We start from the raw sequence: 11,841 nt of genomic DNA on the forward strand, positions 1-11,841 counted from the left end.
CGAAATGGAAAGGCAGCCCGGTCTTGCGCCGGGTCGGGTGTGCGTCGATGTGCTGCGTCATGTGCGCCGCGGCAGATATGCACGCAGGTGGCGGATGCACCCGGGTAACGGCACGGCGTGACGCGGGGTCGTACAGGACGGCAGGCCGACGACTATAGCAAACGACAATGAAACGCGTCGGCGACTGCGTTCAGAAGACGTTCAGTGATCTTGAAGCCGACGGGTGATTGAAACGGTTTGTGACGGGCCATTGCCTGCCTGCGCGCAATCCGCGACGATAGCGGCATTCTGAAACTGCGGGTTTCAGCGCTGTGGCGCGCGAGGCCCTTGAGTGGAGTGTGTCGATGACGAGAGCGATTTCCCTGGCGTTGGTAATCGGAGGCGTGCTGCTGCTGTATTTCGGCGGACAGTCCATGCACTCCTTCGGCAACGACGTCTCGCGTTTCTTTACCGGCTCGCCGACCGACAAGACCATCGCGTTGCTCGTCGGCGGCGCAGTCGCATTGATCGCCGGCCTGATCGGACTCGCAGCGTCGGCGCGGCGATAACGGTTCAGACCTTACACGCCTACGGCACGCAGTTCGACCTCGGGTTTTGACGTCGAGCGCGTGCCGGCCAGCGGCGGATTGCTTTCGCCGCGATAGGTGAACACCAGCGAAAACTTCACGTTGTCGCTGAGATTCTTGCCCGCCGAATGCAGCGTGTTGCTGTGAAAGAAGACCGCATCGCCCGGTGCAAGGCGCGGCGATTCGGCGGTCCGGATCAGCGCAGCATTGTCCGCGAGATCGGCCCGGAAGAACTTCGCCTCGTCGAAGCGGCTCGCGTCGAAGTCCATCCGGTGCGAGCCCGGCACGAACCACAGCGCGCCGTTATCGACCTCTTCCTCTCCCAATGCGAGCCAGACCGACACGAGGTCTTCGCGTCCGAACGACCAGTAGCGGATATCGCGGTGCCAGCCCGTCAGACTGCCGTAGCGCGGATGCTTGGTCATCAGGCAGTTGTGATGCGCGCGCGACATGAACACACGCTCGCCGAAGTACTCGCGCATCCATGCGCCAGTGGCTTCCGATGCGCCCCAACGCGCGAACTGGGGCTCTCGCGTATACGCATCGAGCAATCGGCGAACGGTTTCTCCACCGGCGGCTTCGCGCGATGACGGTGCACCCGGGTACTGAAGATCCGCTTCGAATTCGAGCGGCTCGGCTCGCGCGGCAAGCTGCTCGCGCGCGACGGCGTTGAGTGTGGCGAGTGCGTCGCCCGGCACGAATCCCGGAACGACAACGAAACCCTTGTCTCGCAATTGTTCGATCTGCTCGTGCGTGCCGCGCGGCGTCGCGTGCTGATGCGCGTGTTCGTGCTCCTGCTGCCCTGCCATGACTCTTCAACCTCTTCGATACTGATGTGCACGAAGGTACCACGAGCCTGCCCCGCAAGTCGGCCTACGGCACCCCGATCCCTGCCGAATCTCAGGATTCGCGATCGCGAAGCAGACCGAGCAGCATCGAACCGACCGAGCCCATCGTGTCACTCAGGGCATGTGCGGCGGCCTCTGCGTCACTCATCGCATCGGGATCGCCGAGCGCCGCGATCGCCCAGCCCGACAGGGCCGTCGCGGCGAGCCGCCAGTTCGGCATCCGGTGTTCCTCGACAAGTTCAAGCAGGTCCGATGTATGGGCAAGCGTCCGGTCCGGATCGCCGCGCAGTTGACTCAATACGCCCGCCGTCAATAGCGCATAAGCCAGGGTATGAGGTTCGCGCACACGTCGTGCCCGCTCGAGTGCGCGTTCGCTCGCGTCGATCGCGGCGTCCGGATGGCCCATGCGCCACTGCGTCACGGACAACAAAGACCACGCCATGGCACGCGCATCCGCGCCGAAGGTCACATCGACGATCGAATCGGGTTGAGCCGCGAGTGTGGCCTCGAACGCGGCGAGCGCTTTCGGCATCCGGCCGTGAACGAGATGGGCGACGCCCATCGCAAGCCTCGCATGCGCTCGCGGCACCGATGCGGGGGACACGGCGCCATCGCGTGCGGCCGGGCCTCCGGGCGGCGGCCTATCTCGAAGGCCACGGCTAGCCGCGGGCGCGTCGCGTGACGCTGAATCCTGCAACGGCAGCATCGATGAACCCGACGCCGGCGAGCCGACAGACTGCGGCACCTCGACAACGCCTCGAATCGCCGCGACGCGCGTGACGGGCGCGTCGCGCTCGATCAGCGCGAGCGTCGCGGGATGCGGTTCGGCATCGAGCTCGCGCGCGAGCGCACGGCGGCATCGCTCGAGTTCATGAATGGCTTCGTCTCGCCGCCCGCTCTGCACGAGCAGGTCGATCAGCAATTGCCAGCCGGGCTCGTGATGCGGCGCGATATCGACGAGCCGGCGCGCATGGTGAATCGCATCGACGGGGCGCCCCTCATGCGCGCGGCCTCGCGCGAGGCGGCTCAGTGCGAGCACAAGCCGGCGCACATACGCCTCACGCTGGCCGTCGAGCCAGATCTCGAAGTCGGGGGCATCGTCGATGCGCAAGCCCTGAAGCAGGGGGCCGCGATAGAGCTCGACCGCGTGCTCACAGCGATCGAGCGCGTCCCGCCATCCTCGCGCAGCCTTGTCGCTATCGGAGTCGGTGCCGGACGTGCCGGAGGTAGCGGGCGTACCAGACGTACCAGCCATACCTGCGGTATTGGGCACACCCGAGGTACTGGAGCTACTGGAAGCACCGGAGGCAGGACCTGATCCCGGGTAGGCAGTCGAACCGGGACCCGACGCAGGCTCCTTGCGGGAGCCGGTGCCCGAAGCGGAGCCGGAGCCAGAACCCATGCCCGGAGCCGAAGCCCCGTTCGGCAGCGGAATGACAGGGTCCGTATCCGCCTCAAAGGCGATTGCATCGACCCAGACCGTCGACAGCGGCGCGAGCCGCACAACATAACGATCGCCTTCGATTGCGCGTTCGCCGAGCGCTTCGCGCAGCTCGAACAGCATGCGTTTGAGCTTGTCGCGCCCCTGTGTCGTCGGCTCGTTCGGCCAGAACAGCTCCGCCAGACTGTCGCGCGTATGAAAACCCGGCTCGAGCGCGAGATAGGCGAGCAAACCCCGCGCGCGGTTGTATTTGAGCGCGGCGACACTACCCGCGCGCTCTATACGCGGCGGGCCAAGTAAGTACAGACTGACAGTCGGCGCTGACTGAGACATGGTTTAGCCACCGAAAATGGCGGACGCTCAACAGGACGACAAGCGGAAAAGCGGAAATACGGCAAGTGCAACATCCATACTATGCTGCATTAAGTACTCAGCGTATATCGTTCTGGCTCTGAAAAATAAATGGGGATTATCTGAGTGCGGTTTACCCGCGCATTTTCTGCAAGTCGGCGGTAAACCGGCGCAACCAACCATTGGATATAGTCATAACGGCACGAAGCCTTACCTGAAGGGACAATGCAGCCAAGTTTTTGGACTGTCCATGCACTGTCCATGCGCGACTCACTAAACAAACGAACACATTGATTGAAACGCGACGGCAGTATTTGGGCAGTGAGTTTTGTCGTCCTGAATAATAAAAGTGCGTACAACCGTGAAACATCCTATATGCACTTGATTATAAATTCGACGCGTGCTAAAGGGTTGTGCAATCGTAATAAACCGGCAAGTCCAATATCACTGACAAAATGTCACACATCTGCCGATATTGGATCGTTTTGATGAATTTGAACGTGTGAATACGATTGCGGAGCAGCGCTCGCGATGTCATTGCATCAAAGCGCCGTCCGCACATTCCGGCCGGCAATGCGCCGAAGCACGCCAGTCCCCTTCCCGCGCAGAAAGCCTCGACGGCCTCGCTGCTTCCGCCCTTCTGCTTGGCCCGACCGACCTCAGCCGCCGAGCAGCGCCTTGAGATTCGCGAGCCGGTCCTTGGGCGTCATCGGCGCCTCGTCAGCCGTGGGCGGCGGTGCCTCGTCGAGCAGCATTTCCTTGATGAACCGCGACGGCTCGCAGACGATCGTCTCTCTCGCGCGCTTGCGCTTCTTGCAATACGTGAGCTGCAAGCTGCGCTGGGCACGCGTGATCGCCACATACATCAGGCGGCGTTCTTCCTCGATGCGCGCGTCGTCGATCGGCTCGTCGACTTCGCTGCCACCGCGGTGGGGCATGATGCCCTCCTCGCAGCCCACGAGGAATACGTGCGGGTATTCGAGGCCCTTCGACGCGTGCACAGTCGAAAGCTTTACGGCATCAGGGTCTTCCTCGCGCCCTTCGAGCATCGACATCAGCGCGACCGTCTGAATCAGGCCCAGCAGGTTCTTGCCGGTATCGGCGAGTCCATCCGCGTTGTCATAGCCGGTGGCCTCGTCGTCGCCTTCACCTTCGCCTTCGTTGCCCGACGCTGCGCCGCCCGCTCCGGAGCCGACCACCGCATCCACGCCCGCACGCTCGGGCTTGGTGCCCTTCTTCTTGAGCCAGTCCAGAAACTCGAGCACGTTGGTCCACTTGCTCTGCGCCTGACGCTCGTCGAATGCGTCGTACAGATACGCTTCGTAGTGGATGCCCTCCATCATGTCATCGAGCACGGTGGTCGCCGGGTCCGTCTCGGCGCGCGCAGCCAGCCGCTGAATGAAGTCGCAGAACGCGCGCATCGGCTCGATCTGGCGATCGGTCAGCCGTGCCTCGAGCCCGCCCATATAAACGGCCTCGAACAGCGAGACCTTCGCCTGCCCGGCGAAGGAACCGAGCGCTTCGAGCGTGACGTTGCCGATGCCCCGCTTGGGCGTCGTGATCGCGCGGATGAACGCGGGATCATCGTCGTGATTCGCAATCAGGCGCAGGTACGAGCAGATGTCCTTGATCTCGGCGCGTTCGAAGAACGACGTGCCGCCGGAGAGCACATACGGAATTCGCTCCCGGCGCAGCACCTGCTCGAAGATGCGCGCCTGGAAATTGCCGCGGTACAGGATCGCGTAGTCCCGGAACTGGGCGCGCCGCTCGAACTTGTGCGCCGACAGGCGGAACACGACCGACTCGGCTTCATGCTCTTCGTCGTTGGCGGGCGTCACGGTGATCGAGTCGCCCATGCCGTGCTCGCTCCAGAGCTTCTTCTCGAACAGCTTAGGGTTCTGAGCGATCACATTGTTCGCGGCGGTCAGAATGCGCACCGTCGAGCGATAGTTCTGCTCGAGCTTGATCACATGCAGCTTCGGGAAATCGATCTGGAGCTGCTTGAGGTTTTCGAGCGTGGCGCCGCGCCAGCCGTAGATCGCCTGGTCGTCGTCGCCCACCGCGGTGAACGCCGCGCGCGGGCCTGCAAGCAGCTTGAGCAGCGAGTACTGGCAGGTGTTGGTGTCCTGGTACTCGTCGATCAGCAGATAACGGAGCTTGTTCTGCCAGCGCTCGCGCACGGCTTCGTTGGCGGCGAAGAGTTCGGTCGGCAGCCGGATCAGGTCGTCGAAGTCGACGGCCTGGTACGCATGCAGCGTGGCCACGTAGTTCCGGTACACGGTCGCGGCCACATGCTCGTCCTCGGTCTGAACCGTCGCGAGCGCCTCTTCGGGCGTCACGAGGCCGTTCTTCCACAGCGAGATGGCGTTCTGCACGCGGCGGATCAGCTGCTTGTCGGTCGTCACGAGCTGTTCCTGGACCATCGCAAAGCAATCGTCCGAGTCCATGATCGAGAATTGCGGCTTGAGCCCGACATGCTCGGCCTCCTTGCGCAGAATCTGCACACCCAGCGAGTGGAACGTACACACGGTGAGCTGATTGACCGGAACCTTGCGCCCTTCCTTGCCCGGCGTCGACAGCGTCTTGCCCTCGAGCAGCTTGGCAACGCGCTCGCGCATCTCGGCCGCGGCCTTGTTCGTGAACGTGACCGCCGCGATGTGCTTGGGCTCGAAGCCCTTGTCGACGATCAGATGCGCGATCTTCTGGGTGATCACGCGCGTCTTGCCGCTGCCGGCACCCGCGAGCACGAGACAGGGACCATCGAGATAGCGCACGCCCTCGGTCTGGGCGGGATTCATGCCGGCGGACATCGGTATCTGGGAAGGCATCGGAAGGGGCGACGATGTTAACACGCGGAAACGGGGGCATTCTGGCCCCGGCATTCCTCAGAGGTTTGGTGTGGTTTGGCGTCCATTCGTTCAGGCGTTTGAAATGAAGCCACCGCTGAAAAGCGTCATTTTGTCTCTGCTGCGACAAGCGGGCGCATTTCACCCGTTATTTCGACCGATTGACCGATGGACGGCCATGCAAAAATAGGCCACGCTGCGAAGTTGCGTTTTACGTCAAATTTTTGATTCCCATGCTGAAAGTCGGTCTCGTCGGATACGGATTTGCCGGCGCGACGTTCCACGCTCCGCTGATTGAAGGCAGCGGGCGCGCGACCGTTGCAGCCATTGTCACGTCTCAACCTGAGCACGCACGCGCCGATTGGCCGAGCGCGCGCATGCTTGCGTCGCTGGACGACCTGCTCGCCGACCCGGCGATCCCGGTCGTCGCCATTGCCACGCCTAACGACACGCACTTCGACCATGCGAAGCGCGCGCTCGAGGCGGGCAAGCATGTGGTCGTCGACAAGCCTGTCACGCTGACCTCCGCCGAAGCGCGCGAACTGGCATCGCTCGCGGCATCGCGTGGCCTGCTGTTCGCGCCGTTCCATAACCGGCGCTGGGACGGCGACTTTCTGACCGTGCGCGCGCTGCTCGACAGCGGCGTGCTCGGCCGCGTCACGTATTACGAGTCGCACTTCGACCGCTTCCGGCCCGCCGTGCGCCCGCGCTGGCGTGAAGAAGCGTCGCGCGGCGGCGGCCTGCTGTATGACCTGGGCCCGCACCTGATCGACCAGGCGCTCGCGCTGTTCGGCGTGCCGAAAACCGTCTACGCGACCGTGGCCACGCGCCGCGACAACGCGACCGCCGACGATTTCGTGCACATCCTGCTCGGCTATGCCGATCGCGATGTCGTGCTGCATGCGAGCGTGCTCGCCGCGGCCCAGACGCCGCGCTACCTGATTCACGGCACGCGCGGCAGTTATACGAAATTCGGTCTCGATACGCAGGAAGACCAGTTGCGCGCGGGCCTGCGCCCGGGCGATGCCGGCTGGGCCGTCAATCCGCCCGGACGCCTGCGTACGTCGGACGGCACGCTCGAACTCGATGGCGAGCTGTCGACCTTGAATGGCGCCTATGCCGCGTACTACGCGGCGGTCGCCGACACCATTGAAAAAGGTGTGCCGTTTCCGGTCACACCGGACCAGGCGGTCGATGTGATGACCGTGATCGAGCTCGCGCGAGCGAGTCATGAACAGGGACAGCGATTGCCGTTCGAAAGCGCCGCCGAACAATGACGACTGACTTCGACATCGAAATCGATCCGGCGCAGATGCGCGCCGGCGACCCGCGCTCGACGAACTCGCGCAAGGCGCTGCTCACGCGGCTGCGCCAGTCGCAATTCTCCGAGGAGAAGGCCCAGCGCGCGGCCGAAGACGACGAGGAAACCGCCGAGCCGCAACGCCCGAGCGTGTCGCCGCGCGGCGAGCCGCCGCGCGACTGGGACGTCATCGTGATCGGTGGCGGCGCAACGGGCCTCGGTGTCGCGGTCGATGCGGTCACGCGCGGTTTTCGTACCCTGCTGCTCGAGCAACGCGATTTTGCGAGCGGTACGTCGAGCAAGGCCACCAAGCTCGTGCACGGTGGCGTGCGCTACCTTGCGCAACGCAATTTCCCGCTCGTCAAGGAAGCGCTCCATGAGCGCGGCCTGCTGCTCAAGAACGCGCCGCACCTGACTCGGCCGCTCGGCTTCGTCGTGCCGACGTACAAGTTCATCGAGAAGCCGTTCTACCAGATCGGGCTCAAGGTCTACGACCGCCTCGCCGGTCCGCTGAATATCCAGCGCAGCCGCGGATTGTCGCGCGCGCAGACGCTCGAAGCCGCGCCGACCATCGCCACCGAACACCTGCGCGGCGGTGTGATGTATTACGACGCGCAGTTTGACGATGCGCGGCTCGCCGTCACGCTGGCGCGCACGATCGCCGACCACGGCGGACTTGCGCTCAACTATATGAAGGTCACGGGCTTCCTTAAGTTCCAGGACCCGATGTTCCCGCTGTCGACGCACCGCGTGTCGGGCGTCGAAGTCACCGATACCGAAACCGGCGAGTCGTTCGAGCTGACCGCGCACTGCGTGATCAATGCGACCGGCGTCTGGGTCGACAGCGTGCGCCGCCTCGACGATGCGAACGCCTACTCGACGGTCAAGCCGAGCCAGGGGACGCACCTTGTGCTGTCGCGCGAATTCCTGCCCGGCGACAAGGCGATCCTCGTGCCGCGCACCGACGACGGCCGCGTGCTGTTCATGGTGCCCTGGCAAGGTCATACGCTGATCGGCACGACCGATACGCAACGCGAGGACCTGACGCTCAACGAGCCGTCCGATCCGGCGCCGCTCGACGACGAGATCGACTTCATTCTCGAAACGGCATCGCGCTACCTGTCGCGCGCGCCCAAGCGCAGCGACGTCCTCTCGGCATGGGCCGGCCTGCGGCCGCTCGCCGACAGCGGCCCGGCGAAAGGGCCGACGTCGCAGATCTCGCGCGAACACACGATCAGCGTGTCGAACTCGGGCCTGGTCAGCGTGACGGGCGGCAAGTGGACGACCTATCGCAAGATGGCCGAGGACGTCATGGACACGACGTTCACCTCGCACCTGCTCGAAACGCGTCCCGGGATGACCGAGTCGCTTCGCCTGCACGGCGCACCGCGCCCGGGCGACGAATTCGACAGCCATTACGGCTCCGACGCCCACATCGTCTCGTCGATCGAAGGCGCCGATGAGCAGATCGTGCCGCAACTCGACCTGACGATCGGACAGGTGCGGTATGCGGCGCGCTGCGAGTACGCACGCACGGTTGAAGACGTGCTGGCGCGCCGGCATCGCGGCTTGCTGCTCAACGCCCGCGCCGCGCTCGCCGCGGCGCCTCGCGTTGCGCTGACGCTCGCGCTCGAGCTGGGCCAGCCGCCGGTGTGGATCGAAAAGCAGCTCAAGGAATTCGCGAAGATCGCCGAGCCGTTCCGCGTGACCGCACGCGACAGCGGACCCGAAACCAATCGCCCTGAATATCAGGCAGCGATCAACGCGGCGCATCAGGCAGCCGCGCAGCAAGCTGGCGCGACCCCGGTCACCGAGCCGCAACCCGAGGTTCAGGCTGCTCCGGCGCCTGCACCTGCAGCGCCTGCGCCGACACCGGCCGTCCCGGACGGCCCGGTCGATCTGCGCACGGAGCCGTCTCTCGCCGCGCCGGTCGCGGCCCCCGCAGCGGCCCCAACGCCGCCGCAGTCCGCGCCTGCCCCGATCATCGCCGCCGCACTCGCTGCGCCTGCGTCGTCAGAGTCGACCGCTGCGGCGCCCGCTTCGCCCGCGCCTGCGCTTGCTCCGCCCGCTCCTGCTGCGCCGGCACCCGCCAAGGCTGCTGCACCCACGCCACCCTCGAACGGTTCGCCGGCGATTGCTGCACCGGCACGACCGGCGGCTCCGACTCCGGCAACCCCGGCTGTGGCGGCTTCCGCCAAGCCGGCCGCCGCGCCTACGCCGGCTACAGCGCGCGCACCGGCTGCGCTTCCGGGACCGACTCCGGCGACGTCGCCCGCTTCGTCGACAGCATCTCCGGCCAAACCAGTGGTTCCGGTCGCCAAACCTGCGGCCGTCGCTGCACCTGCACCTGCGTCCGCGCCGGCCGCCCCCGCTGCTTCGCAGCCGTCCTCGAACGGCGCCGCGCCGGCCCAGAACGCGACCCCTGCGCCCGCCCGGAAGGCCAGCTGAGCCCGGACAGCGCCCTCGGCTATTTGTCTATTTGACACTGGCCGGGGCGCTGACATACAGTCGCGGGGCGCGACGGGAGAGCGCGGTGAACCGTTGAGTTTGCCGCCGCCGAAGGGGAACACCCGCAAACTCTCAGGCAAAAGGACCGCCGCGCCGAAAGCCTCGTTTTACCCGCTTTCGTATCTCTGGAGAGCGACGGCAGATCGCGCGCAAGCGCCGCTGACCGTCCACCGAAGGGGCAAACGCAGCCCCGTGCCCGCAGGCACAAAGGCTGCGCCATCTCTCAGGTAAAAGGACAGAGGGGAATTCGTTCAGGTCGCTTTGCGGCCGGACTCCCTTTGTGCCGAACCTGCAGAGCGCGACGCCCGATGACCACGCTGAAACATACCCCGCTGAACTCCCTGCATCGTGCCGCCGGCGCCCGCATGGTCGATTTCGGCGGCTGGGACATGCCTGTGAACTATGGCTCCCAGATCGACGAGCATAAGGCCGTGCGCACCGACGCCGGCATGTTCGACGTGAGCCATATGTGCGTGGTCGATATCACGGGCCCTGCCGCCTCCGACGCAGCGCGCCGCTTTCTGCGCTTTGCCGTCGCCAACAATGTCGACAAGCTCACGACGCCAGGCAAGGCGCTGTACTCGTGCATGCTGAACCCGCAAGGCGGCGTGATCGACGACCTGATCATCTATTTCTTCCGCGACGATTTCTTCCGCGTCGTCGTCAATGCCGCGACCGCCGACAAGGATCTCGAGTGGCTCGGCAAGCTCAATGTCGAAGGTGAGTTCGGCCTCACGATCACGCCGCGCCGCGACTTTGCGCTGATCGCCGTGCAAGGCCCGAACGCGCGTGCCAAGGTCTGGGAAGCCCTGCCGTCGGTCAAGACAGCGACGGAAGCCCTGAAGCCGTTCAATGCCGCGGTCGTCACCGACACGCCCTACGGCGAAACGATGGTCGCGCGCACCGGCTACACGGGCGAAGACGGCTTTGAAATCGCCCTGCCCGTCGAGCACGCCGAAGCGTTCTGGCAGTCGCTCGTCGCGGTCGGCGTCAAGCCGGCCGGGCTGGGTGCACGCGACACGCTGCGCCTCGAAGCCGGCATGAACCTCTACGGCCAGGACATGGACGACGGCGTCTCGCCACTCGACGCCGGCCTCGCCTGGACCGTCGATCTGGCCTCCGAGCGCGACTTCGTCGGCAAGCCGGCGCTGCGCCCCGACGACGCCCAGGCCTTCGTCGGCCTCGTGCTGCGCGAGACCGGCGGCGTGCTGCGCGCCCACCAGAAAGTCGTCACGGAACACGGCGACGGCGAAATCACGAGCGGCACCTTCTCGCCGTCGCTCCAGTTGTCGATCGCATTTGCGCGCGTGCCGGCGGCCGTCGCAGCGGGCGATACCGTGAAAGTCCAGATTCGCGACAAGGCATTGTCAGCGAGCATCGTTAAACTGCCATTCGTGCGCAATGGCAAGGCGCTCGTTTCGTAACACGGATTGACCCCGAATCATCACGAATCATCACGGATCGCCCGGCCGGCGCCGGTCCAGCACGGACCGGCATGCCGAACCTGACACAGAACAATTGAACAAGGAACCACCATGTCCGTCCCAGCAGATCTGAAGTACACCGAGTCTCACGAGTGGATTCGCCTCGACAGCGACGGCACTGTGACGGTCGGCATCACCGACCACGCACAGGAAGCGCTCGGCGATATCGTCTTCCTCGAACTGCCGGAGGCTGGCCGGAAGGTCGCCGCAGGTGACGCGATCGCCGTGATCGAATCGGTCAAGGCCGCCTCGGACATCTACGCCCCCGTCTCGGGCGAGATCGTCGAATCGAATGCGGAACTTGCCGGCACGCCCGACAAGATCAACGGCGAGCCGTACGACTCGTGGCTCTTCAAACTCAAGCCGACGGATGCCTCGGCGCTCGACAAGCTGTTGTCGGCGCAGGCGTACAGCGCATCGATCGGCGAATAAGTTGTCAGGCGTGCCGGTGCGTCGCGCGGCGATAGGCCGCGCACCGCCCGGACGCCGGCGCCGCC

The 11,841-nt window shown here is 65.1% G+C and carries 7 protein-coding genes, 1 pseudogene and 2 riboswitches; of the genes and pseudogenes, 5 read left to right on the forward strand and 3 right to left on the reverse strand.

Annotated elements, in window-relative coordinates:
• Nucleotides 1-344 precede the first annotated feature (344 nt).
• Complete coding sequence (locus ACMFWR_RS00725) at nucleotides 345-548, forward strand: DUF3185 family protein (protein ID WP_413193155.1); 204 nt, start codon at nucleotides 345-347, stop codon at nucleotides 546-548.
• A gap of 11 nt (nucleotides 549-559) precedes the next feature.
• On the opposite strand, the gene ACMFWR_RS00730 is transcribed toward ACMFWR_RS00725, so the two are convergent.
• The 3 genes from ACMFWR_RS00730 to ACMFWR_RS00740 all read right to left on the reverse strand — a co-directional run bounded on the left by ACMFWR_RS00730 (nucleotide 560) and on the right by ACMFWR_RS00740 (nucleotide 6,016).
• The gene (locus ACMFWR_RS00730) at nucleotides 560-1,375 is read right to left on the reverse strand and encodes a phytanoyl-CoA dioxygenase family protein (protein ID WP_413193156.1); all 816 of its coding nucleotides are present in this window, start codon (nucleotides 1,373-1,375) and stop codon (nucleotides 560-562) included.
• A 91-nt stretch (nucleotides 1,376-1,466) separates the two neighbouring features.
• Nucleotides 1,467-3,188 carry a BTAD domain-containing putative transcriptional regulator gene (locus tag ACMFWR_RS00735; protein ID WP_413193157.1) on the reverse strand — a complete coding sequence of 574 codons (1,722 nt, stop codon included), beginning with the start codon at nucleotides 3,186-3,188 and terminating at the stop codon, nucleotides 1,467-1,469.
• Between the two features lie 677 nt (nucleotides 3,189-3,865).
• Nucleotides 3,866-6,016 (reverse strand): UvrD-helicase domain-containing protein, encoded by a 2,151-nt coding sequence (locus ACMFWR_RS00740; protein ID WP_413194966.1) that lies wholly within the window; start codon nucleotides 6,014-6,016, stop codon nucleotides 3,866-3,868.
• 269 nt (nucleotides 6,017-6,285) lie between these two features.
• On the opposite strand from ACMFWR_RS00740, the gene ACMFWR_RS00745 reads away from it, so the two are divergent.
• The 4 genes and pseudogenes from ACMFWR_RS00745 to gcvH all read left to right on the forward strand — a co-directional run bounded on the left by ACMFWR_RS00745 (nucleotide 6,286) and on the right by gcvH (nucleotide 11,776).
• Nucleotides 6,286-7,329 (forward strand): oxidoreductase, encoded by a 1,044-nt coding sequence (locus ACMFWR_RS00745; RefSeq protein ID WP_413193158.1) that lies wholly within the window; start codon nucleotides 6,286-6,288, stop codon nucleotides 7,327-7,329.
• A gap of 173 nt (nucleotides 7,330-7,502) precedes the next feature.
• A pseudogene (locus ACMFWR_RS00750) lies at nucleotides 7,503-9,059 on the forward strand (FAD-dependent oxidoreductase); the annotation flags it as partial.
• Between the two features lie 804 nt (nucleotides 9,060-9,863).
• A riboswitch (glycine riboswitch) is annotated at nucleotides 9,864-9,958 on the forward strand.
• Nucleotides 9,959-9,975: 17 nt separating this feature from the next.
• Nucleotides 9,976-10,109: riboswitch (glycine riboswitch) on the forward strand.
• 59 nt (nucleotides 10,110-10,168) lie between these two features.
• Nucleotides 10,169-11,284, forward strand: coding sequence for a glycine cleavage system aminomethyltransferase GcvT (gcvT, locus tag ACMFWR_RS00755; RefSeq protein WP_413193159.1), 1,116 nt, complete (start codon nucleotides 10,169-10,171; stop codon nucleotides 11,282-11,284).
• 111 nt (nucleotides 11,285-11,395) lie between these two features.
• On the forward strand, nucleotides 11,396-11,776 hold the full coding sequence (gene gcvH / locus ACMFWR_RS00760) for a glycine cleavage system protein GcvH (RefSeq protein WP_413193160.1): 381 nt from the start codon (nucleotides 11,396-11,398) through the stop codon (nucleotides 11,774-11,776).
• The last annotated feature ends 65 nt before the right edge of the window (nucleotides 11,777-11,841 follow it).

The sequence above is a fragment of the Pararobbsia alpina genome (assembly GCF_965118125.1).
GTDB classification, from domain to species: Bacteria; Pseudomonadota; Gammaproteobacteria; order Burkholderiales; family Burkholderiaceae; genus Pararobbsia; species Pararobbsia alpina_A.